We start from the raw sequence: 24087 nt of genomic DNA, 5'->3' as shown, positions 1-24087 counted from the left end.
CCTCCCCGCCATTGCGCGGCGTTCTGGAACCGCACCATGCCTTTCTCCCAACTCGGCCTGTCTCCCTACGTGCTGCCCGCGCTGCAGCAGGCCTTGCAGCAGGCCGGTTATCTGGCGCCAACGCCGATCCAGCAGCAGGCGGTGCCGTTGCTGTTGAAGGGGCGCGATGTGGTTGCGCTGGCGCCCACCGGTTCAGGCAAGACAGCCGCTTACGTACTGCCGGCGCTGCAGCGCTTCTTCATGGCAACGCCGCGCAAGCCGCGTGTGCTGGCCCAGTTGATCCTGGTGCCGACCCGCGAACTGGCGCAGCAGGTAAGCGACGTGTTTGCCACCTTGGGCCGCGAGTTGTCGCGACGGCCGCATCTGGTCTGTGCGGTCGGCGGCGTGTCGATCAATCCGCAGATGATGTCGCTGCGCGGTGGTGCCGACATCGTCGTGGCCACCCCTGGACGCTTGTTGGATCTGCTGGCGCATAACGCCCTGTCATTGAAGCAGGTGCAGCTGCTGGTGCTGGACGAAGCCGACCGTCTGCTGGAGCTGGGTTTCGGCGACGAGCTGCGGCAGATCCTGGCCGAGTTGCCGGTGAAGCGGCAGACCGCCTTGTTCTCGGCCACGTTTGCGGCCGATATCCAGGCCTTGGCTGCGGCGGGGCTGCATGAACCGCAGCGCCTGGAAATCGGCGAGCAGTCGGCGCCGGATATCGAGCAGCGCGCCATCCATGTCGACAACGCCCGGCGTGCCGAGTTGTTGCTGTCCTTGCTGGAAGATCCGCAGTGGCAACAGGTATTGGTCTTTGTCGGCAGCATCCGTGACGGTGACCGTTTGGCGTCGCAGCTGCGCAAGGCCGAGGTCAACGCGCAGGCCCTGCACGGTGAACTGTCGCAGGGCCGTCGTTTCCGCATGTTGCAGGATTTCAAGGATGGCGAAGTACGGGTGTTGGTGGCGACTGACCTGGCTGCGCGTGGCATCGACATCACCCGTTTGCCGGTGGTGGTGAATTACGACCTGCCGCGTGCGCCCTCGGATTACCTGCACCGCATCGGCCGCACCGGGCGGGCAGGGGAGAGGGGACTGGCGCTGAGTTTTGTCGATTCGGCGGCGATGGCGCATTGGCGCCTGATCTGCAAACGCCATGGCCTGCAGAGCAGGGCCGAGGTGCTTGAGGGCTTTGAGCCTACGCAGGCAGCGCCGGTGGCAAGCGTGGTTGCCGACGACAATGGCGGTATCAAGGGCCGCCGGCCGAGCAAGAAAGACCGCGCGCGGGCGGCTGCGGCGGAAAAAGCTGGGTCCTGACAGGACCACAGTCGGCCGGGCCGCCTTTGGTAGAGCCGAGCCATGCTCGGCTGGGGCGTTACCAGCCAATCGTCTGTGGGAGCGGCGTAAGCCGCGAAGCCCAGGATCCGGCAGATTGCGGACCAGTCGGTGATTCCAATGGTGCCGGTTTCGCGGCTTACACCGCTCCCACATCGTTCCTGCACGTAGATGGATGGCCTGGAAGGCCCCCTGCCGAGCATGGCTCGGCACTACACGGCATTGCTGGGAAAGCTTCTGCCGAGCATGGCTCGGCACTACCGGTTGCCCCTTTTGCCTGTGGCAAAGGGGCGTCGGCGATCAATCTTCGAAATCGGTTTCTGCTGCCGGAGCGGCTTCAGCCACCGGGCGCGGGCTGCGCTTGACCGGCTTGCTCAGCACTTCCACGTAGAACTGGGTATTGCCGGCGGCCACCAGCGCGTCGATGGCACGGAACAGCTCGTCGTAGCCCACCGGCTTGGCCGAGACTTCGTCCACGCCCAGCTTGCTGTCGAAACCCCAGGAATCGGCGCCGGCCGGCACTGCCTTGCCGCGCTCACGCTTGGTGTACTTGCGGATGTCGTGCTTGCTGGCTTCCAGCAGGCGGTCAGGGTGCTTGCCTTCGATGGCGAGGCTATAGGTCTTCTTCACGGGAATCTCGTTGCTGCGCCAGCCCGGTTGGGCCGGCAGGGAATGGCACCATTATCGGTGCAAACGGCTTGACCGTGGTTCAACCGCGTCGGGCGACCAGCAGCCAGTTGTTGAATGGGGTGTTGCCGTACAGCGGGGTGAGGTTGACGGTCAGCCCAGCCTGCTGCAGATGGGCAAGTACTGCATCCACATCCAGATAGTCGCGGGGGCGCGAGCGCATCCAGCCAATCAGGTTGGCGGCGCGGTCGGCAACCCGTGAGACGCCGCTGCGGCGGCTGCCGTCAGCCACGGTCATGCGGATCACCAGTCGTGCATCTTCGCCCAGCATCGCCGCCGCGCGCCGCAGCAGGCCCGGCTGGGCGGCCGCCGGCAGGTATTGCAGCACGTCGAGAATGGCGACATTGCCCTGGTGTGCCGGCAGGTCTGCGAGTAGATCGATCGGGGCGAAGCTGACGCTGTGCAGCATGCTTCGTTCGGCGGCGCTGGCGGCGCGTTGGGTCTTGGAAGCATCGCTGTCCACGCCCAGATAGGCCATGTGCTGCCCGTCCTGGCGTAGCGCATGGGCCAGCAGGCCCAGCCCGCAGCCCATGTCGAGCAGTGGTGCGCTGCTGCCGCGCAGCGCGTCGAGCACGCCGGGATAGAGCGGGTCGCTGCGCAGCTTCAGCAAGGCGTAGTAATAGTCGCCGCGATGGCCCCAGAACCGCCGTGGAGCGAAGGCCTGGGCAATCGCGCGCGCGCGTTCGCCGGCCATTGCCGGGGTGGCTTGCGGGCGGTTCAAGCGGCCGATGCTGGCTTGAGCAGCCCGGCCGCGACCGGCAGCGCCAGCTGCGCCCAGCGCCCGTACATGGCGGCCGAAGGATGCAGGCCATCATCGGCCAGCATTTCCACCGTTTCTCCGCCGTCGCGGCTGGTCGGGGTGATGTCGACGAAGGCCACGCCGTAATCGCCGCAGCAGGCGTGCGCGGCGGCGTTGAAATCATCGATCTCGCGGGCGACCTGGGCTGCATCGCGTCCGTTCTGCTGCGCGTAAGGGGTAAATCCCCAATCCGGCGTGGACAGCACCAGCACCCGCTGCGGGTCTTCGCCAGCAAGGGCGATCGCGCGCTGCAGCAGCTGTTCGAACTGCTGGCGGTACTCGGCCAGCGGCCGTCCGCGGTACTGGTTGTTGACCCCGATCAGCAGGCTCACCAGCGCGTACGGCCCTTGCGGGGCTTCGGCATCGATGGCGGCAGCCAGCTCGTCGGTGGTCCAGCCGGTGGTGGCGATGACCTGCGGGTCGTCCAGCTCGATGCCGTGCGCGCGCAGCGCGGCGGCGAGCTGGAAGGGCCAGGTGCCGGCCTGCGGCACGCCTTCGCCGATGGTGTAGGAATCGCCCAGCGCCAGGTAGGACGTGGAGTTGGCTGCGTTATCGCTCATCAAGTCCAATCAACCCACCGCGCTGCGTGGCTTCAGCTGCACCACCTTGGTGACGGCTTCGGCGCGCCGGCTCAGCAGCTTGTCGATGCGGCCGAAGACCTCGCGCATCACGCTGGCCTCGGGCAGCAGGGTGACACGGAAGTGGTTGCGGTAGGGCACGTTGAAGCTGGAGCCTGGCACCACCAGCACGCCTTCTTCTTCCATCAGCTGCAGGGCGAAGTCGTGGTCATCAAAACCCTGCGCCGCAGGACCGATCACGGCCGGGAAGGCATACAGCGCGCCGGAAGGCGCCACCAGCGACAGGTGCTCGCTGGCCTCACAGGCCTCGATCACCGCGCGGCGGGTTTCGTAGAGGCGGCCGCCGGGGCTGCACAGTTCGGAGATGGTGTCCGGGCCATTGACCGCGGCTTCGATCGCGTACTGGCCGGGCACGTTGGCGCACAGGCGCAGCGCGCTGAGCAGGTCGAGTGCGGCGCGGAATTCCCCCAGCTGCTCACCGGCGCCGGACAGCAGCATCCAGCCAACGCGCCAACCGCAGGCGCGGTGCACCTTGCTCAGGCCGCTGAAGGTCAGGCAGGGGTGATCACCGGCCAGCGGTGCGACCGGCTGGAACGGGGCGCCGTCGTACAGGATCTGGTCGTAGATTTCGTCCACCAGCAGCAACAGGTTGTGCTTGCGGGCGATGGCGACGATTTTTTCCAGCAGCTCGCGCGGGTAGCTGGCGCCGGCCGGGTTGTTCGGGTTGATCAATACGATGGCGCGGGTGCGCGAGGACACCAGCGCTTCCATCTCCACCGGATCAGGCAGGAAGCCGTTTTCCGGACGGCAGCGGTAATACACCGGTCGACCATCGTTGAGGATGGTGGCAGCCGACCACAGCGGGTAATCCGGCGAGGGCACCAGCACTTCGTCACCCGGGTTGAGCAGGGCGCGCAGCGACAGGTCGATCAGCTCGGAGACGCCATTGCCCAGGAACACGCGGTCTGCCACGGCATCGGGCGCACCGCGACGGGCGTAGGCCGCCGCGATGGCTTCACGTGCGACCGGCAGACCCTGCTGATGGGTATAGGGGTCCGTGCGGCCCATGTCATCGGCGATGGCGTGCTGCAGGTGTGCAGGCGCACGGAAACCGAATGCACCGGGATTGCCGATGTTTAGCTTGATCAGCTTGCGGCCCTGGGCCTCCAGCTCCCGCGCTCGTCGGGCCAGTTCACCACGGATTTCGTAGCGGACTTCGGACAGGCGTTCACGGGTAGCTAGCGGTTTGACAGGGCTTGACATTTTCTCAGGGCCATCAAGGGCATGGACTTCGCATGGTAGCTGAATTGTTGCGCTGCGGGGCGGGGCCTTGGGGCCGGGACTGGGGATTCGGGAGTGGGGATTGGTTGCAGGCAAAAACAACTGCCGGAGCAAGGGCAACAGCACCCCTCCCCAGCCCTCCCCTGCGCTATGCGCAAGGGAGGGGGCCAAGCCTTGCCCCCTCCCTTTGCCGCAGGCAAGGGGAGGGTTGGGGAGGGGTGCTCTGGCTTTGGCTTTGGCCCAAGCACCAGCCTCAACTGAACCGCCATTCCCGGCGCCAAGCCCTGCCCCGGTAGAATCCCCCAATGACTGATTCCATCAACTTCGATTCGCTGCGCCATATCGGCTGGCCCTGGCCCGGTGCTCCCGAGGACCCGCAGTGGCAGGAAGCCTTTGCCGCCCATCCGCAGGCCCGCCCGGGGCGGGTGATCGAGCAGCACCGTTCCGGTTACGTGGTCGCAGATGCGCCGGACAACAGCCTCAAGACCGAGTCGCCGCCGGAATGGCAGCGGCCGCGCTTCCCCAGCCATGAGCGCGCGGCGGTAGGTGACTGGGTGTTGCTGGACGGCAAGCGCATCGTCGCGTTGCTGCCGCGGCATACCTCGATCAAGCGTGGTGCCGCCGGTGAGCACTATCACCAGCAGGTGATCGCGGCCAACATCGATACGGTGTTCATCGTCTGTGGCCTGGACGCCGACTTCAATCCGCGCCGCATCGAGCGCTACCTGCTCCTGGTTGGCGGCGGTGGTGCCTCACCGGTGGTGGTGCTGACCAAGGCCGACCAGACCGAGTACAGCGAGGACGCGCTGGCGGTGCTGGAAGACCTGGCCGCGCAGCAGATTCCGCTGCTGGCGATCAATGGCAAGGACCCGGAAAGTGTCTCCGCCCTGCTGCCGTGGCTGGGCCCGGGCAATACCGTGGTGCTGGTGGGTTCCTCCGGTGCCGGCAAATCCACCTTGACCAACACGCTGTTGGGCGAGGACCGGATGAAGACCAACGAAGTGCGCAGCAATGATTCGCGCGGCCGCCACACCACCACCCATCGTGCGCTGATGCCGCTGCCGTATGGCGCCTGCCTGATCGATACGCCCGGCATGCGCGAGCTCAAGCCGACCGGTGAGGAAACCCTGGCTGAAGGTGGCTTCGCCGATATCGAAGAGCTGACCACGCAATGCAAGTTCCGCGATTGCTCGCACCACAGCGAACCGGGCTGCGCAGTGCAGGAGGCCATTGAGCGTGGTGACATCGACGAAAGCCGGCTGGAGAGCTACCTCAAGCTGCGTGAGGAAGTGGCGCAGGCCGCAGCCAAACTTGCCCAGCGTCAGGCCGAGCAGGCGACGGAACGCAAGCACAGCGGGCGCGGTGCGCAGTGGCGGCCAATCAACAAGGGCAAGCGGCGCTGAAGCCGTCGCCGTTGCATCTGCTCCCTCCCTTTTGCGTAGCAAAGGGGGTGAAGAAGGCCTGCTTGCGCGCCACTGGCGCGCGGCCTGATGAACGACCGAAGGCTATGCCTTCGGGCCGGACGGGTTAGGGAAGGTAAGCTGTTCGCGCGTTGATGTGGGCGTCGCTTCGCGGCTTGCGCCGCTGCTTCGGCTCCCTCCCTTGCGCGGAGCAAAGGGGAGGGTTGGGGAGGGGTAAGCTGTTCGCGCGTTGATGCGGTTGTGGCTTCGCGGCTTACGCCGCTTCTACAAGAGCGATGGTTGCGCGTTATTACCTGATTTGAACGAGGCAGGCATGGACATGGTTGATACCCACAACGATCCAGCCATCAGCCATCACGCTGCGCTGGATGCGCGGATGGTAGCGGCGGTCAAAGGCATCCGCTTGCTGAGCCTGACCAGCTGGCCGGCAGATACGCAGGCACCGTTTCTGGAGAGCGTGGCGCGCGGTAACCCGGTACTGCCGCAGGTGGGCTATCCCAAACTCGACTTCAGCGAAACGCGGCGCGAACTGGCGGCGGTAATGGACGAGGTGGATGCCAGCCATCCACTGGGCACTTACATTCAGGATTCTGCGCATAGCTGGGATCTGGCCGCCAGTCTGTTGGAAGGCCTGGGTACGCGCGCGGTGGACGACTATTCCACCCAGCTGTTCGGCGTGCCCGAGCAGCCGATGCCGGGCAATGGCCCGACCACCCGCGATGCGGCACGGCACTTCATCCAGATTGCGCAGGAACTGGACCACGAACTGCTGGCCCCGGAGGAGCAGGTGCCGGTGTCGGCAACAGCCCTGCAGTTGATGCTGCAGAGCGACCTGGATGAGTTCTTCGCAGGGCGCATGATCAGCGTGGAGCTGGACCCGGAACTGATCGCCAAGGCCGCTGCGGGGGCGACCCGCATCCGCCTGCGCACCCGCGCCACCTTCAGTGCCTATGACCGTGCGCAGCTCTACCACCACGAGGCGCTGGTGCATTCGCTGACCGCGCTCAACGGACGCGACCAGCAGGTGCTGCCGAGCCTGGCGCTGTCTTCGCCGCGCATCACCGCGACCCAGGAGGGCCTGGCGACGTTTGCCGAACAGATCACCGGCAGCATCGACATCCAGCGGCTCAAGCGCATCAGCCTGCGCATCGAGGCGATTGCGATGGCGCGCGATGGGGCCGACTTCATCGAAGTCTTCAATTATTTCCGTGCTGCCGGGCAGACCGCCGAGGAAAGTTTTTCCTCCGCACAACGCGTGTTCCGTGGTGTTCCCACCAGCGGCGGCGCTGCCTTCACCAAGGACACGGTCTACCTGCGCGGCCTGGTCTCGGTGCACACCTTCTTCCGGCAGATGCTGCGTGATGAAAAGCTGCAGACCTGCCGCTGGTTGTTCGCCGGCAAGATGACGCTGGAAGACGCACAGGCGCTGACGCCGTTGTTTGAAGCTGGGGTGCTGGCACCGCCGCGTTGGTTGCCGCAGTGGATCAACCGCGCCAATGGCCTTGCTGGCGCATTGGCGTTCTCGCTGTTCGCCAACCGCATCCGCATGGACCAGATCAGCGAAACCTGAGTTGGTTCAGTGCGTGCCCAGCAACTGCTGCACCGCGCGCTCGCCACTGCCCATCGCCAGCGTCCAGCCGAGCATGCCATGGCCGATATTGCAGGCCAGGCCGTCGCCGAGGTTCCTGATGATCGGTGAGGTCCACGGGGTGACCGGACGCAGGCCAGCCCAGCTGCTTTCGATGTGCTCGTAATCCGCGGCTTCGGGCAACGAGGCGCGTGCCTGCGCGATCAGCGTTCCCAGCCGCGCCGGTTCGGGCGCGGGGTTCCAATCGTTGAGGTCAGCCAGGCCTGCGACGCGGATGCGCTCGCCGAGGCGGCAGAACACCAGCTTGCGCTTGGTGTCGGTGATGCTGACCTTGGGTGCATTGCTGCCCAACGGTGCGGTGAACGAGTAACCCTTGATTGCCATCACCGGCATGCGCAGGCGCAGGGGTTTGAGCAGGGCAGGGCTGTCGATGCCGGCGCAGACCAGCACGCGCGCTGCCTGCAGCGTGCGGCCATCGCGGGCCTGCAGCTGCCAGTGTTCACCCGCGCGGCGCAGTGACTGCGTATCGAATCCGAACAGCGCCTGCACGCCGTAGTGCTGCTGCACTACCTGCAGCAGGCCTTGGCTGAAACGGTAGGGGTCGCCGGCTTCCTCCTCGGGCGAATAGACGCCGCCGGCCAGCCACGGCGCGCCGCTGAGTGCAGGCTCGATGGCGGTGGCTTCGGCCGCGTTGACCAGCCGTTGCTGCACGCCATGGCCGCGCTTGAGCGCGATCATCGCCGCCGCTCCCTGCACGCCTTCGGCGGAGGGGTAAAGGTGCAGCTTGCCGGAGACCTCATGATCGAAATCGATGGGGTGCTGTTGCAGCAAGGCCTGCATGGCCTTGCGCGATTCCAGTGCCAGTTCCGCCGTGGCCAGGGTATTGCGCTGCAGGCCCGCCGTGTTGGCCTGGCGCAGGAAGGCCAGGCCCCAGCGCAGGAAATCCGGATCAGCCGACCAGCGTGTGCGGAAAGGCCCGTTGCGGCCGAATGCCATTTCCGGCAGTTGCGCCCAGGTTGCCGGGCCGGCCATCGCATCGGTGTAGGCGTAGCTGAGCTGTGCGCCGTTGGCGAACGAAGTGCCCAGTGCCGGGCCGGCATTGCGATCCAGCAGCAGCACCGAACAACCGCGCTTTGCAGCGGCATACGCGGTGGCCAGGCCCACCACGCCAGCGCCGATGACGACCAGGTCAGGGCGGGAAGAAGGGGCGGGCACTGCGTTGGATGTCATCAGCGGAGCGGTGCTACAGGGCGAGTAGGGCCCCATTGTCGCGCCAACCCGTGCACAAGGCACGGGTATGGCGCACGGAACCGGCAGCTTAGTGCGGCCAGAAGTTCAGGAAGCCGGTGATGATCAGCGCATTGATGAAGTCGATGAAGAATGCGCCCACCAGCGGCGCCACCAGGAAGGCGCGCGGCGCCGGCCCGTAGCGCTGCGCCAGCCGGCGCATCACCGCCATCGCGTTGGCGGTGGTGCCGAGCATGAAGCCGATGAAGCCACCGCCCATTACCGCCGCGTCGTAATCGCGGCCCATCAACCAGTAGATCGGCACCGCGAACAGCGCCACCACCGAGACCTGGATGATCAGGTTGACCAGCAACGGCAAGCCCATACCAGCCAATTCCCAGAGTTTCAGGTCCATCAGTGCGATGGCCAGGAACAGGGCCAGGCTGATGTTGCCGATCAGGTCGGTGGTCGGCACCGACAGCTTGATCCAGCCGGTGTAGTCGTCGATGTTGCGGATCACCGCGCCGACCAGCATCGCGCCGATATAGGTCGGCAGGGTCAGGCCGATGCCTTCGAAGCCCTTGCCCACCCACACGCCCAGCCACATCGCCATCAGCAGCACGACGATGCTCTTGAGCGCGTCGAACTCGCGGGCCGACTCGCTGGGGTAACGCACGGTGACTGCTTCGTCCTCACCGAGCTGCGCGCCGGTGGCCTTCTGGCTGGGATGCTTCACCTTGAAGCGCTGCATCAGCACGGTGATCACCGGGCCGCCAACCAGGCCGCCGCAGATGATGCCGGCCATGGCCGCCGTCACCGCCAGGCTTTCCGCGCCAACCAGGCCGGCCTGCTCGAAATGCCCGGCAAAGGCCAGGCCGGTGGCTGGGCCGCCGGTCAGCGTTGCCGAACCAGCCAATACGCCGAACATCGGGTTCAGGCCGAACAGCTTGGCGACACTGATGCCGATCAGGTTCTGCAGCACCGCGAAGATGCTGCCGATCAGCAGGAACAACATCACCTGTTTGCCGCTGACGCGTAGCAGCCGCAGGCTGGCGTTGATGCCCAAGGTGGTGAAGAACGCCACCATCAGCGGTGTCTTGAGTGTGGTGTCGAGTGTGAACAGGGTGGTCTGCTGACCATGTGCCCACCATACGGCCAATGCCACCAGCAGGCCGCCAACCACCGGTTCAGGCAGGTTGTAGCGGCGGAAGAACGGAATGGCACGGCACAATGCGTAGCCGGCGAACAGGGTCAAGCCCGCGAAGGCGACCGTCTGTACGGCGTCAAGTTGAATCATAGGGTTGGGGACCTTACACCAGCGAAGGGCGAACTTTGTCGTTCCTTACGCACAATAGCAACCGGGCCTAAAGGCACTGGCTGGGCATGAAGGTCAGATCGGAGCCAAGAAAATGGGTAGTGCCGAGCCATGCTCGGCAAGGCTCAGCAGCACTCGCCACGGCACCCCCGCCCTGTAGTGCCGAGCCATGCTCGGCAGAAGCTTTACCGGGAATGCCCCAGCCGAGCATGGCTCGGCACTACAAATGCGGGTATCCCGGTAATGCCTCAGCCGAGCATGGCTCGGCTCTACAAATGCGTGTATCCCGGTAATGCCCCTGCCGAGCATGGCTCGGCACTACAGACGCCTCAGCTGCGCTGCGGACGCTTGTAGGCCACGCAATCCACTTCCACCTTGCAGTCCACCACCATGCGGCTTTCGACGCAGGCGCGGGCCGGCGGGTTTTCGCCGAAGTAGTGCTTGAACACGCCATTGAAGGCGTGGAAGTCGCGGGCGTCGTCAAGCCAAACGCCGCAGCGCACGACATGCTCGGGGCCGTAGCCGGCTTCGGCCAGGATCTGCAGCACATTGCCGATGACCACGTGCGACTGCTCGGTCACGGTGCCGGCGACCAGTTCGCCGTCGCGCATCGGTACCTGCCCGGAGACGAACAGCCAGCCGTCGGCTTCGACCGCGCGCGAGAACGGCATGTGCTGCTTGCCTTGGCCAACGCCGCCTTCGGCGCCATAGCGTTTGATGTCACTCATCGGTATTCCTTTGTAATGGGTACAGCGGTCGCAACTCAGGCTGCCGGGGCAACCTCGGGGCAGACAAAACGGCCGGCGCGGGCAACGACCTGCTTGCCGTCGTAGCTCAGGCAGCCGTTGACCCAGACCGCGTTGATGCCATCGGCGGCGCGGATCGGGTCTTGGAAACTTGCCGTGTCACGTATCCGTGCCGGGTCGAACAGCACCAGATCAGCGCACCAGCCAGCGCGGATGAAGCCGCGCGCACCCATCGCGAAGCGTGATGCGGGCAGGCCGGTCATCTTGTGCACGGCGGTATGCAAGGGGAACAGCTGCTCATCGCGGGCGTAATGGCCAAGCACGCGTGGGAAGGTGCCCCATAGCCGCGGATGCGGACGCGGATCGCGCGGCAAGCCATCGGAGCCGATCATGGTCAGCGGATGGGCCAGGATCTGGCGTACGTCGGCCTCGTCCATGCCGTGGTAGACCGCACCGGCTGGTTGCAGGCGGATTGCGGCATCCAGCAGCGAGAGATTCCAGTCTGCGGCGATCGCCGCCAGCAGGCGGCCGCCCTGGCTGGGCTCGGGCTCGGACCAGGTGATCAGGATGTCGAAGGCATCGGTGACCTGTTTCAGGTCCAGGGTCGAGGCACTGGCGGCATAGGGATAGCAATCGCAGGCGACATCCTGGGTGGCCGAGGCGGCGTGCAGGCTGGCCAGCACTTCGCCGCTGCGGCCCCAGTTGTCGATGCCGGCGCACTTCAGGTGCGAGACGCGCACCGCTGCCTGCGGCGCGCGTGCGGCATGGAAGGCTTCTTCCATCGCCTCGAGGATGCCGCCGAATTCATCGCGCAGGTGGGTGGCATACAGCCCGTTGCGCGGCAGTTCCTCCGCCAGTGCATCCACTTCCGACGACGGCGCGCTGAAGGCCGACGCATAGGCCAGGCCGCTGCTCAGGCCGAGTGCACCCTGGGCGAGGCTGTCACGCAGCTGCGTGCGCATCGCGCTGATTTCGTCGGCGCTGGCGGCGCGGTCGAGCCGGTCCATGTGGTTCTGGCGCAGGGCGGTGTGGCCGACCAGTGCGGCCACGTTCGTTGCAGGGCCGGCGAGCTCCACCGCCTTGCGGTAGCTGCTGAAATCCGCATAGCGGAAATCCTCGGCATCGCCCAGCAGGTTCATCGGGTCCGGCACCTGATCGCGGATCTGCACCGGGCTGGCGCTGATGCCGCAGTTGCCAACCACCACCGTAGTCACGCCCTGTGACAACTTGCTGAGCATGTCCGGGTTGCGGATTACTTCCAGATCGTCATGGGTATGCACGTCGATGAAGCCCGGTGCCAGCGCCAGGCCCTGCGCGTCGACCACGTGCGCCGCCGGCGCGTCGCCAAGCTGGCCAACCGCGACGATACGCCCGGCATTGATGGCCACATCACCCTGCACGCCAGCCTGGTCGCTGCCATCGAAGATCAGGGCGTTGCGTATCAAGAAATCATGCATGGATCAGTCACCCAACGGCAGGCGCGAATCGCCGCCACGGTGGCGGTCCAGGGCCAGCTTGATGCGGCGCAGATGCTCGTGGTTGGCGTTGGCGTCGTTGAGTGCGGTGGTGGTGGCAAGCACGTCGATCGCCAGCATCATCGCGTAGCGCGAGGCCGAGGGCTTGAACACGAAGTCGGTTTCCTCGATCTGGATCGGCAACAGCCAGTCGCTGCGTTCGGCCAGGGCGGTGCTGGCCTGGGTGATGGCGCCGATGCGGGCACCGTAGGTGCGTGCGATGTCCACCGCCGAGATGATTTCCGGAGTGATGCCGCTGACCGACAGCACCAGTACCAGATCCTGCGGGCCGAGCGTGGCGCCGATGATCTTCATCATCAAGGCATCGCTGCAGGCCGAGACGGGACGACCGAAGCGGACGAAGCGGCTCTGCAACTCCTGTGCGAATACCGTTGAGCAGCCACCGAGACCGAAGATGTGGATCATCCGTGCCTGGCAGATGGCTTCGGCCAGTTCCTGCACCACGTCCTCTTTCAGGTTGGCGATGTTGTGGCGCAGGCTTTCCTGGATGTCATCGCAGATCTGCGCGTACAGCGCGGATACCGGCGGTGCGTTCTGCTGCTCCAGGAAGCGTTTGCCGACGGCGCTGGCCGAGGCCAGCCGTGCGCGCAGTTCGCGGACGTGTTCGCAGCCGAGCGCCTTGGCAAAGCGCGAGATGGCGGCAGCGCTGACTTCGGCGCGTTCGGCCAGCTCGCTGACGCCGTACTGCGCGGCGGCATCCACGTCGGCCAGGATCGCCGCGGCAATCCGCGCCTCGACCGGGCTGAACTCGTGCTGGCGCTGGCGCAGCTCATAGACGATATCGAACGTATTCTGCGACATGTTCAAAGCACCATGGACAGGGCCATCACCAAGGACAGGGCGATGACGGAAATGAGGGTTTCGAGCACCGTCCAGGTCTTGAAGGTCTGGGCGACAGTCATGTTGAAGTATTCCTTCACCAGCCAGAAGCCACCGTCGTTGACGTGTGACAGCACCACCGAGCCGGCACCGGTGGCCAGCACCAGCAATTCAGGGTGGGCATAGCCCATGGCGGCTGCAATCGGCGCGACGATGCCGGAGGCGGTGGTCATCGCCACGGTCGCCGAGCCGGTGGCGATGCGCATCAGCGCGGCCATGGTCCAGCCCATCAGCAGCGGCGACAGTTCGAAGCGTTGCGACAAGCCGATGATCTCGGCGGCCACGCCGGTATGCACGAGGATGCCGTTGAGGCCGCCACCGGCACCGACCAGCAAGGTGATCGCTGCCGTGGGCGCCAGGCATTCCTGGGTGAACTTGAGTATCTGTTCACGGCTGAAGCCACGCATCAGGCCCAGGGTGATGAAGCTCATCAGGGTCGCCAGCAGCAGGGCGACCACCGAGTGGCCGATGAAGCGCAGGCCGTGGTTGAGCGCCGAGCCGGGTGTTGCGATCTGGTCGGCCCAGCCGCCGAGCAGCATCAGCACCACCGGCAACAGCAAGGTGGCAAGGGTGATGCCGAAGCCGGGCAGCTGCTCATCGGGAATGCGGCCATGGCCTTCGTCGAGCAGTGCCGCCTCCATCGGGTTGTGCGCGGGCAGCTTGACCCGTGGCGCGACGAACTTGGCGAACACCGGGCCGGCGACGGCGGCGGTCGGCAAGCCGATCAACAGCGAATAGAACACGGTGCGGCCGACATCGGCGCCATAGGCATTCACCGCCAGCATCGCCGCTGGATGCGGTGGCACCAGGCCATGCACCACCGACAAGCCGGCCACCATCGGCAGGCCGACCAGCAGCAGCGGCACGCCGGTGCGGCGGGCGACATTGAGCACGATCGGGATCAGCAACACGAAGCCGACCTCGAAGAAGATCGGCAAGCCCACGCAGAAGGCGATCAACATCATCGCCCAGTGCACGTTCTTCGTGCCGAAGCGGGCGATCAGGGTGCGCGCGATGCGCTCGGCGCCGCCGGACTCGGCCATCATCTTGCCGAGCATGGTGCCCAGCGCGACGATCAATGCGATGTGCCCCAGCGTCTTGCCGACACCTTGTTCGTAGGCGGGCAGGATCTCCGGCGCCGGCATGCCGGCAAACAGCGCCAGGCCCACCGACACCAGGGTGACGCTGATGAAGGGATTGAGTCGGAAGCGGGCGATCAGCACGATCAGTGCAAGGATCGACAATGCGGCGTAGATCAACAGCAGATTACCGTCGGTCATGCGTACAGGCTCGATGGAAGCGGTTAGAACTGCGTGGAAACAGCGCCGACAACGCGGTGCGCGTCATCGACCACCAGCAGGTGGCGCCATTTGTCGAAGGTCAGGCAGGGGTGGGAAATGTCGAAACAGAGCATGTCGCCCACCTGCAGGTCATCGTCGGCCTGCAGTTCGAGGAAGGCGTGCTGGTCCATCATCGCAGTGACCTTCCAATGCGCGGCGGCGTTGCTCGGTGCCGCGTCGCCAGGGCGATAGTGCAGCGCAGGCACGGGGAAACCGGCATCGAAGGCTGCATCGCGCTTGCCCAGGCCGATGATGGCCTTGCCCGGTTCCGGCCGCGACTGCACGTAAGCCCATAGCCGCAGCGCCGGCTGCAGGCTGCTGCCCATCTCGCGCGCGACCGGATTGCTGGCGTGGATGCGCTCGGCCGCCTGCCGGTAGATGCCGACGTCGTGGCTGAGATAGCAGCCCGGACGCAGCACGATCTGCGCATCGGCATCGTTGGCAAGCACGGAGAATTCCTCGGCGACCACGTCGAACCAGGCCGAACCGGCGCCGCTGAGGATGGCCGGCAACTGGCGGAAGCCGCCGCTGGTGCGGATCGCCTGCCACTGCGCAAGGCTGCGCTGCAGCATGGCGCGCACGCCAGCCTCGTCGCCGGCGACACCTTCATAGACTTCTACGCCGACCAGTGCGACCGCATCCGGCCAGCGCGCAATTTCATCCAGTACGGCCTGCGCCTGGGCCTCATCGCGCACGCCGGTACGGCCACCGGCCAGACCAATCTCCAGCAATACCTTGATCTGCTGCCCGCGCGCGCTGAAGTAGGCGCCCAACGCGGCCACATTGGCGTCCGAGTCCACCACGCAGGCGAACCAGAAGCCCGGGTCGCGCTGCTGCAGGGAGGCGATCAACTCGAAGTTGCCCTTGCCGACCAGCTGGTTGGCCAGCAGCACGCGCTGTACGCCTTCGGCATGGGCAGCAACGGTCTGCGGCGCGGTGGCCAGGGTGATGCCCCAGGCGCCGGCATCGAGCTGCATGCGGAACAGCGCTGGGCTCATGGTGGTCTTGCCATGCGGCGCCAGTTGGCAGCCATAGGCCTGCGCGAATTGACGCATCCACTGCAGGTTGTGCTGCAGTGCCGGGGCGCTGAGCACGGCGGCGGGCAGGCTCAGCTGCTCTTCGAGGATGGCCGGTGCGGCGGCCGCAAGCGATGCCCCTGTCCATGGGCCATTGCTGGGAAGGCCCTTGCTAACGAGAACTGATTCGGAATGAAAGTAATTTTCCTGCACGAACACTACCTCTTGCCGTGGTCACCCGGGGTCATGGGTGGCGATTGGGGCGAAAGGTGGAGAATACGTGAAAATTATTTTCTTGTGTGCCTGGTGCTTATCAGGCTGCGGTTGGGGGCGGGGACCTGGAGGGCCAACTGGCCACGCCCAGCGAATACGCCGGTGTAGCCCAGCATCTGCCCGCGCAGTTCATCACGGCGCTGGCTGGCGGTCCAGTCCGAGTTGCAGCCGGCTGTCCCGCAGCAGGTCGGGGTGTTGGCTGGGCTCCAAAAAAGCGACGTAGTGTCGAGCCATGCTTGGCGAAGGCATTGCCGGTAGAGCCTCTGCCGAGCATTGCTCGGCACTACAGTGAAGGTTGCCGGGTAATGCCCCAGCCGAGCATGGCTCGGCTCTACGGGTGCAGCGGGGGGCGTTGCTGGTGTGTGCGAGCCGGTGCTGGATCGTCCTTGCAGCAGGTGGCTTCGCGACGGTTCTTTTTTGCGTCCCGAGCTTGTCATCCTCGGCGCTGAAACTGGCGCAAATGCACTGGCGCTGATGGCTCGAAATTGTGCGGTTGCAGCATGAATGCGACAGCGTAGCGACAGGTCCAACTGCCTTAACGGCGTTATCATCTCCCGTCCTTCTTGCCCATTAGCGCTCACAACTCGATGTCCAACGAAGATTTCAAGCAGGCCGCCCTCGAATATCACCGGATGTCGCCGCCCGGCAAGATCAAGGTGGTGGCTACCAAGCCCATGTTGACCCAGCGTGACCTGTCGCTGGCGTATTCGCCGGGTGTGGCCCATGCCTGCGAAGCGATCATGGAAGACCCGGCCATGGCCAGCGAGATGACCGCGCGCGGCAATCTGGTCGGCGTGATCACCAATGGCACCGCGGTGCTGGGCCTGGGCAATATCGGCCCGCTGGCCGGCAAGCCGGTGATGGAAGGCAAGGGTGTGCTGTTCCAGAAGTTCGCCGGCATCGATGTGTTCGACATTGAAGTCAACGAGAACGACCCCGACAAGCTGGTCGAGATCATCGCCTCGCTGGAGCCGACCTTCGGTGGCATCAACCTGGAAGACATCAAGGCACCGGAGTGCTTCATCGTCGAGCGCAAGCTGCGCGAGCGGATGAACATCCCGGTATTCCATGACGACCAGCACGGCACCGCGATCATCGTCGGCGCCGCCGTGCTCAATGCCATGTGCATCACCGGCAAGAAGATCGAAGAGGTCAAGCTGGCCACCACCGGCATGGGCGCGGCGGGTATCTCCTGCGTCAACATGCTGGTTTCGCTGGGTTTGAAGCCGGAAAACATCCTGGCCTATGACCGCGATGGCGTGATCCACACCGGTCGTACCGACCTGGACCCGGAAAAGGCCCGCTACGCCCGCGATACCGACAAACGCACGCTGGCCGAGATCGTCGACGGCGCAGACATCTTCCTGGGCCTGTCGGCCGGCGGCATCCTCACCAAGGACATGGTCGCCAGCATGGCGCGTGACCCGGTGATCTTCGCCCTGGCCAACCCCTACCCGGAAATCCTGCCGGAAGACGCCAATTCGGTGCGCTCTGACGTGATCATGGGCACCGGTCGTTCGGATTACCCGAACCAGGTCAACAACGCGCTGTGCTTCCCCTACCTGTTCCGCGGTGCGCTGGACGTCGGCGCGACCACCATCAACGAAGAAATGAAGGTTGCCTGCGTGCGCGCGATTGCCGCACTGGCCCGCAAGGAAGCCTCCGACCTGGGCGCCGCCTACGGCGGTGACGTGCCCAGCTTCGGCCGCGACTACGTGATCCCGCGTCCGTTCGACCGCCGCCTGTTGGTTGAACTCTCCTCCGCCGTGGCCCAGGCCGCGATGGATTCGGGCGTTGCTACCCGCCCGATCGCCGACATGGGCGCCTACCGCGACAAGCTGGCCCAGTTCGTCTACCGCACCAGCCTGTTCATGAAGCCGGTCTATGACCGTGCGCGCTCGGACAAGCAGCGTGTGGTCTACGCCGAGGGCGAAGAAGAAGTAGTGCTGCAGGCGGTGCAGAACGTGATCGACGAAGGTGTTGCCTTCCCGATCCTGATCGGCCGCCCGGAAGTGATCGAAGCCCGCATCGAGCGGCTGGCGCTGCGCATGCGTGCCGGCGTCGACTTCGAAATCACCAACATCAATGACGATCCGCGCTTCAACGAGTACTGGCAGTACTACCACGAGATGACCGGCCGCAAGGGCGTGACCGTGGCTGCCGCCAAGAACCTGATGCGTTCGCGTCCGACCCTTATCGCGGCGGTGATGGTTGCCCGCGGTGAAGCCGATGCAATGTTGTCGGGGCTGGTCGGCCGCTTCCACAAGAAGCTTGGTTATGTGCGCAGTGTTATCCCACTGGAAGCCAAGGTCAGCTCGACCTCGGCGATGACCGGCGTGATCAACAACCAGGGCGTGTTCTTCTTCGTCGACACCCACGTGCAGGAAGACCCGAGCGTCGAGCAGATCGTCGAATCGACCTTGCAGGCCGCGTATCGCATGAAGCTGTTCGGCATCGAGCCGAAGATTGCGCTGCTGTCGCACTCCAACTTCGGCAGCCACGATTCCAAGGACGCGCTGAAGATGCGCCAGGTGCGTGCGGCGCTGCTCAAGCGCAACCCGCGCTTGAACGTGGACGGCGAAATGCAGGGCGACACCGCATGGGATGAAGCACTGCGCGAGAAGCTGCTGCCGAACAGCACGCTCAAGGGCCGTGCCAACCTGTTCGTGCTGCCCAACCTGGAAGCGGCCAACATCGCCTACAACTTGGTGCGTGTGTTCACCAATGGCGTGGCGATCGGCCCGATCCTGATGGGCATGACCAAGCCGGTGCATATCCTCACCAGCAGCGCCAGCTCGCGCCGCGTGCTGAACATGACCGCGATTGCTGCGGTCGATGCGCAGATCCGCAAGCAGATGGAAGCCGACCGCGCGGGTTGATAGCCAACCCGCACGTGTCTGAGCAAAGCCGGCCTTGTGCCGGCTTTGTTTTTGCGGGTGAGCGAGGTCGCTGATCTCTTGTGGGAGCGGCGTCAGCCGCGAAGCAGGTGGCTCATCAGATCGAGAAACCGCCCGATACTTCAACAATGCCAGCTTCGTGGTTTACACCGCTCCCACAAGCAGTGGCATGTGTTTCGGACAGGCGGCGCCGATTCAACCTTCGGTCGCCGCCGAACATCAGAACTGTGGAATCTTCTGCGCCTCCACTATCTGCAATACCAGTTTGCGGGTTGCGGCGCGGCAGGACCGATAGGCCAGTAGCAACCTCCGCTCCGATGGATCGTCCACCAGCTCCGCGTTCTCGCCGGGTAGTGCAGCAGCGACTGCATCCAGTTCCCCTCGTCCCGTCGCCAACCATTCAAACGAAACATCCGTCACCAGGGCAATGGTGATCAAACGCATCGTGCTGGGCGATATGCCCGTCGGGCTTTCCCAGTTTCCCACCGCGCTACGGCTTACTTTCAGTTGGCCAGCCAACTCCGCCTGCGTCATCTTCATCTTTCTCCGCGCTTTGCGGATGCGGATTCCCAGATGGTCATGCATAAATTTCTCCTCGAGCGTTGACCATGAGAGCCGACCAAAAGCCTAAGCCATTGCGAGCTTGCGCAGTCGGCAAAGACTTATTGTCAATGTTCATTACGTCCGTGGATTATCGGAACGAAACTCGTCATCGATATTGACGACTTTTGCCAATGTAAATTGCATCGTCCGCTGGCGTGGCGCGATGTCGTTAGGCTGCTGCGCTTGTGCTGATTGATGGCGGTTAGTCGTTGGTATAACGCTGACAGATTGATTGGCTTATTTCCTAAGTGTTGAGTCGTTGGTGCGGGCGTGGCGCAAACCGAATCGAATGAAAAACTGCAGGCTGTCGATCATCGCTGGTGGTCATGGATGGAATTCAAGCGGCCCGCAAAACTGTGCCTGTATTCAGCAGGTACATTCGTGCTGTTGGCTGTCGCGGCGATGACGTTTGCCATCCGCGGCGGCAATGAAGACGCAGTGGTGGTTGGCCGGCTGGTGCCTGTACAGGGAATGGCTACGGTGTTGGCGCCGACGGGAGGGGTTGTGCGCTGGCTGGATGCTGACGACGGCAAACGTGTGGTCGAAGGCGATACGTTGGCGTTGGTTGCTGCACCACGCGCGATGCCGGAACTGGGTGACGCCAACCTGGCGCTTGAGCATGGCCTGCAGCAGAAAGAGGAAAGCTTCGTGCTGGCGCGCGATGCGTTCAAGGAGCAGTTGGCGGCGCAGGCAAGAGGCCTGCATGAGCAGATGCAGGCAGCCCATGCCGAGGCGCAGCAGATCGCACTTGAGGTGGCTACGCGGCGGGAGCAGATACGGCTCGCCAGCGATGTGTTGACTCGACGTCGGGGATTCGAGGCGGCATCTCCCGCGGGCCTTGCCGCCGCCGAGCAGCAGGAGACGCTGCTGCTGGAGTACACAGTGCAGTTGCAAGCGCTACGCCGGCAGCAAGCCATCACGCAGCGTCTGATCGCGCAGCTGAAGCAAGCCATGCAGGAGTTGCCTGGGAAGCAGAAGGCCAACGACGCCACCTACGCGGAGCATCTGGCGCAGTTGCGCCTGGATCAGGTTGAGAACGAAGCCAGTGCTGCGTTGCTGGTAAAAGCACCGGTAGATGGTGTCGTGGTTGCAAGGATGGTCAAGCCGGGGCAATCGGTGCAGCCAGGCCAGCCGCTGCTCAGCCTGCTGCCCGGCGATGGTCGGCTCGAGGCCGAGCTGATGGTGCCGGGGCGCGCGATCGGGGCAATGGCACCTGGCGATCGGGTGGTGTTGCGCTATCAGGCATTTCCGCATCAGAAGTTCGGCACGCAGCAGGGCACCATCGCGCACATCAGTCGTACGGCGGTTGACAGTGAAGCGGCCGGTTCTGCGGTGGGGCTGCCCGCAATGAAGGAGGCCTTCTATCGCGTGACCGTCGAGTTGGCCAACCAGGCGATCGTGGCCCATGGCCGCTTGGAGCCCCTCAAGCCAGGCATGATGCTGCATGCCCAGGTTACCGGCGAGCGGGAGCCGTTGAGTGATCGTCTGCTGCAGCCCATGTATTCGTTCGCGGGCTGGTTGGGCGGGCGCTGATGGCTGGTGGTTGCAGTGATTGCAGAGTTGTCCCGATTGGATGCATGCAGATGCCGGGCTCTCTGGTATGGCGTCACACTATCGTCGGGTTTTGCGATGATTGGCGCTGGGGGCTGGCCGCACTCGACGCGACGTCGGGAGCACCACGCGTATGGGTTTGTGCGTTGATCGAATACTGATGAGGACTGGATTCCGATGATGAAGCTTCCGTGTACTGGCTTGGCTATGGCGCTTTGCTTGGTATTGGTGCCGGTGGCGCAGGCAAAGCCGGTCGTGGCGACGGTGCCCGCTAGTGTGCAGGCCGGCCCCTGCGTCGAAGGTGTGTGTGAGTACCGTCTGCAGAATGGCCTGCGTGTGCTGTTGTTTGCCGATGCCAGCAAGCCAACCGTTACCGTCAATCTGGTCTACGGCGTTGGCTCGTTGCATGAGAACTACGGCGAGACCGGCATGGCGCATCTGCTTGAGCACCTGATGTTCAAGGGCACGCCCAGGCACCCGGATATCCCGGCGGAAATGCAGAGGCGCGGGATCAGCAAGAACGCGACTACCTCATTGGATCGCACCAATTACTTCGCTTCGTTCCCGGCCAATGCCGACACCCTGGACTGGGTGCTGGGGATGGAGGCCGACCGCATGCTCAATGCCAAGGTGGCCAAGTCGGACCTGGACAGCGAGATGACGGTTGTCCGCAATGAAATGGAAGCAGGCGACAACAGCCCGATCGGCGTGCTGATGAAGCGCATGCGCTCGGTGGCGTTTGATTGGCACAACTACGCCAACATGCCGATTGGCGCGCGCTCGGACGTGGAAAACGTACCGATCGAGAACCTGCAGGCGTTCTACCGCACCTGGTACCAACCGGACAATGCCTTGTTGATCGTCGCTGGCCGTATCGACAACGAGCAGGTGCTGGCGCGGATTGCCGCGCATTTCGCACCGCTGAAGAAGCCCGCGCGGACCAAGCCCACGTTCCACACCGTTGAACCGGTGCAGGACGGTGAGCGTGAAGTCAGCGTGCGGCGCAGCAGCGATCTTTCGCTGATTGCCGCCAGCTATCACGTGCCGGCGCTGGCCCAGGCCGACAGCGCGCCACTGGCGGTACTGGGAAATGTGTTGGGGGACAACCCCAATGGCCGTCTTTACAAGGCGATGATGGAAACCAAGTTGGCGGCCTTTGCCGGCGCCAGCAGCGAAACCCTGCATGATCCGGGTTTGTTCACCCTGGTGTCGGTGCTGCCCAAGGACGGCGACCCGGACAAGGTGGAGGCCGAGTTGCTGAAACAGGCGGAGGCCATCGCGGCGGCACCGGTCACCGATGCGGAAGTGACTGCCGCCAAGCAGCGTATCGGCAATGCCATCGACAAGCGCGCCAGTGACGTCAACGCGATGGCGATGGCCTTGTCCGAATACCAGGCCGCCGGCGATTGGCGCTTGCTGTTCGTGCAGCGCGATGCCATCGAAGGGGTGACCGCTGCAGACGTGAATCGTGTTGCAGCGGCGTATCTGAAGCCGCAGAACCGTACGCTCGGCCGCTTTGTACCGACCGCCGCGCCCGATCGTGCGGTGATTCCAGCGGCACCGGCAGTAGCAAGCCTGGTGGATGCCTACAAGGGCCGTGCCGCCGTCAGCGCCGGTGAGGCGTTCGACCCCAGTGTCGAGAACATCGCCGCGCGTACCGAGAGTTTTGTCATCGGCAATGGCCTGCGGGTTTCATTGCTGCCCAAGCGCAACCGTGGGCAGACGGTGGTGTTGACCGCCACCTTCCGCTTCGCCGACGAGCAGCTCATTACCGGGCACGGCGAGGCCGGTAGCTGGGTCGGACCGATGCTGATGGCGGGCAGCACGCGCCTGGATCGTGGCCAGATTGCGGCGCGCTTTGATGCACTCAACACCCAGGCGCAGGTGAGTGGCGGTATGCAAAGTGCCAGCATCGGCCTGAACGGCAAGCGCGAAAGCCTGGTCGAGGCGCTGCGGCTGGCGGCCGATGTATTGCGGCACCCGGCGTTCCCGCCGGCCGAGTTCGAACAGCTGCGGCTGCAGGCGATCACCGGGCTGGAGTTCCAGCGCAAGGAGCCGGGAACCCAGGCATCGCTGGCCTTGAGCCAGTATTTCGATCCGTGGCCGGTTGGGCACCCGCTGCACGTGCAATCGATCGACGAGTCACTGGCCCGATTGAAGGCGCTCAAGCTGGAGGACGTACGCGCCTATCATCAGGCCTTCTACGGCACTGCGGAAGGTGAGATCGCGGTGGTTGGCGATTTCGATCCAGTGGCATTGAAAGCCGAGTTGCAGACCTTGTTCGCCGACTGGAAGTCGCCCAAACCCTATGCGCCGATCAGCACCCATTACCGGGATGTCGCGGCCACGCATGAACGCTTCGTCACCCCTGACAAGCCCAATGCGGTACTGCTGGCACGGCAGAACATCTCGATCAATCTGGCCGATGCGGACTTCCCGGCGCTGAACATCGCCGTCGCCATCCTCGGTGGCGACCCGCTCAAGGCGCGGCTGGGTGATCGCATCCGCCAGAAGGATGGCCTGAGTTACAACGTCGGTGCCGGGCTGAGTGCCGACGAAAGTCGCGTGGGCCGTGATGACAACGGCAGCCTGAGCATCCAGGCCATCGCCGCGCCGGAGAACATGGGCAAGCTGGAGGTCGCGCTGCGTGAGGAGCTGGCCCGCTTGGTCGCCGATGGCATCACCGTGGAGGAACTGCGCAGCGCGGTGGCCGAGAAGAAGGTGGCGCGTGAGCAGTCACGGGCGGCCGATGGCGCCATCGCCGGGCTGTTGAGCAGCCATCTGTACTACGGCCGTGACATGACGTTTGAAGCACAGCGCGATGCCGCCTATCAGGCATTGACGGTGGAACAGGTCAACGCCGCCATCCGCAAACACCTCAAGCCGGAGCGGCTGAGCGTATTTGTCGCCGGGGACTTCAAGTAACGGCGGCGTCCGGCAAGCAGGCAAGGGGCGGTCGGCGGCCGCCCCGTTGCTGGCCGCCATCGCTGGCGCCGGGCGTTGGCCGCGGCTTCCGCGGCGGTTCTGGCCGCCAGGATCA

18 protein-coding genes are annotated in these 24087 nt (G+C 64.7%); 6 read left to right on the top strand and 12 right to left on the bottom strand.

All coding sequences use genetic code 11. The annotated features are described in order from the left end of the window. Window positions 1-36 precede the first annotated feature (36 nt). A complete protein-coding gene (locus tag AC13FW_RS01680) occupies window positions 37-1293 on the top strand; it encodes a DEAD/DEAH box helicase (protein ID WP_482987965.1) in 1257 nt (418 codons plus the stop codon). A gap of 318 nt (window positions 1294-1611) precedes the next feature. Here AC13FW_RS01680 and AC13FW_RS01675 read toward each other — a convergent pair whose 3' ends face one another. The 4 genes from AC13FW_RS01675 to AC13FW_RS01660 form a co-directional block, all read right to left on the bottom strand. Beyond that, complete coding sequence (locus AC13FW_RS01675) at window positions 1612-1941, bottom strand: DUF6172 family protein (RefSeq protein WP_482987964.1); 330 nt, start codon at window positions 1939-1941, stop codon at window positions 1612-1614. Between the two features lie 79 nt (window positions 1942-2020). Then, window positions 2021-2692, bottom strand: a complete 672-nt coding sequence (locus AC13FW_RS01670) for a class I SAM-dependent methyltransferase (protein WP_482988047.1) — start codon at window positions 2690-2692, stop codon at window positions 2021-2023. Between the two features lie 23 nt (window positions 2693-2715). Then, a complete protein-coding gene (locus AC13FW_RS01665; protein WP_482987963.1) occupies window positions 2716-3357 on the bottom strand; it encodes an SGNH/GDSL hydrolase family protein in 642 nt (213 codons plus the stop codon). 9 nt (window positions 3358-3366) lie between these two features. Continuing rightward, window positions 3367-4638, bottom strand: a complete 1272-nt coding sequence (locus AC13FW_RS01660) for a pyridoxal phosphate-dependent aminotransferase (protein ID WP_482987962.1) — start codon at window positions 4636-4638, stop codon at window positions 3367-3369. Between the two features lie 323 nt (window positions 4639-4961). Here AC13FW_RS01660 and rsgA point away from each other — a divergent pair, with 323 nt between their 5' ends. Then, entirely contained in the window at window positions 4962-6059 is a 1098-nt protein-coding gene (gene rsgA, locus AC13FW_RS01655; protein ID WP_482987961.1) for a ribosome small subunit-dependent GTPase A, read from the top strand. 337 nt (window positions 6060-6396) lie between these two features. Beyond that, on the top strand, window positions 6397-7647 hold the full coding sequence (locus AC13FW_RS01650) for a flavohemoglobin expression-modulating QEGLA motif protein (protein ID WP_482988046.1): 1251 nt from the start codon (window positions 6397-6399) through the stop codon (window positions 7645-7647). Window positions 7648-7653: 6 nt separating this feature from the next. Here the strand turns inward: AC13FW_RS01650 and AC13FW_RS01645 are convergent, their stop codons facing one another. The 7 genes from AC13FW_RS01645 to AC13FW_RS01615 all read right to left on the bottom strand — a co-directional run bounded on the left by AC13FW_RS01645 (window position 7654) and on the right by AC13FW_RS01615 (window position 15936). Further along, complete coding sequence (locus AC13FW_RS01645) at window positions 7654-8895, bottom strand: FAD-dependent oxidoreductase (RefSeq protein ID WP_482987960.1); 1242 nt, start codon at window positions 8893-8895, stop codon at window positions 7654-7656. 88 nt (window positions 8896-8983) lie between these two features. Beyond that, on the bottom strand, window positions 8984-10189 hold the full coding sequence (gene gltS, locus AC13FW_RS01640; RefSeq protein ID WP_282273457.1) for a sodium/glutamate symporter: 1206 nt from the start codon (window positions 10187-10189) through the stop codon (window positions 8984-8986). Window positions 10190-10536: 347 nt separating this feature from the next. Beyond that, window positions 10537-10935: a RidA family protein gene (locus tag AC13FW_RS01635; protein ID WP_482987959.1), complete on the bottom strand. Its 399-nt coding sequence runs from the start codon at window positions 10933-10935 to the stop codon at window positions 10537-10539. Window positions 10936-10970: 35 nt separating this feature from the next. After that, complete coding sequence (locus tag AC13FW_RS01630) at window positions 10971-12410, bottom strand: N-acyl-D-amino-acid deacylase family protein (RefSeq protein WP_482987958.1); 1440 nt, start codon at window positions 12408-12410, stop codon at window positions 10971-10973. A gap of 3 nt (window positions 12411-12413) precedes the next feature. Then, entirely contained in the window at window positions 12414-13289 is an 876-nt protein-coding gene (locus tag AC13FW_RS01625) for a MurR/RpiR family transcriptional regulator (RefSeq protein WP_482987957.1), read from the bottom strand. Between the two features lie 2 nt (window positions 13290-13291). After that, a complete protein-coding gene (locus AC13FW_RS01620) occupies window positions 13292-14647 on the bottom strand; it encodes a GntT/GntP/DsdX family permease (RefSeq protein WP_296253784.1) in 1356 nt (451 codons plus the stop codon). 23 nt (window positions 14648-14670) lie between these two features. After that, window positions 14671-15936: an amino acid deaminase gene (locus AC13FW_RS01615; protein ID WP_482987956.1), complete on the bottom strand. Its 1266-nt coding sequence runs from the start codon at window positions 15934-15936 to the stop codon at window positions 14671-14673. Window positions 15937-16583: 647 nt separating this feature from the next. Here AC13FW_RS01615 and AC13FW_RS01610 point away from each other — a divergent pair. Beyond that, complete coding sequence (locus AC13FW_RS01610) at window positions 16584-18875, top strand: NADP-dependent malic enzyme (protein WP_482987955.1); 2292 nt, start codon at window positions 16584-16586, stop codon at window positions 18873-18875. A gap of 237 nt (window positions 18876-19112) precedes the next feature. Here AC13FW_RS01610 and AC13FW_RS01605 read toward each other — a convergent pair whose 3' ends face one another. Continuing rightward, entirely contained in the window at window positions 19113-19478 is a 366-nt protein-coding gene (locus AC13FW_RS01605; RefSeq protein WP_296251386.1) for a helix-turn-helix transcriptional regulator, read from the bottom strand. A gap of 288 nt (window positions 19479-19766) precedes the next feature. On the opposite strand from AC13FW_RS01605, the gene AC13FW_RS01600 reads away from it, so the two are divergent. Both AC13FW_RS01600 and AC13FW_RS01595 read left to right on the top strand, forming a co-directional pair. Then, a complete protein-coding gene (locus AC13FW_RS01600; protein WP_482987954.1) occupies window positions 19767-21029 on the top strand; it encodes an HlyD family secretion protein in 1263 nt (420 codons plus the stop codon). A gap of 198 nt (window positions 21030-21227) precedes the next feature. Beyond that, entirely contained in the window at window positions 21228-23972 is a 2745-nt protein-coding gene (locus AC13FW_RS01595) for a M16 family metallopeptidase (protein WP_482987953.1), read from the top strand. The last annotated feature ends 115 nt before the right edge of the window (window positions 23973-24087 follow it).

Source organism: Stenotrophomonas sp. 21LCFQ19 (assembly GCF_056861425.1).
This window is presented reverse-complemented; position numbering and strand designations above follow the sequence as displayed.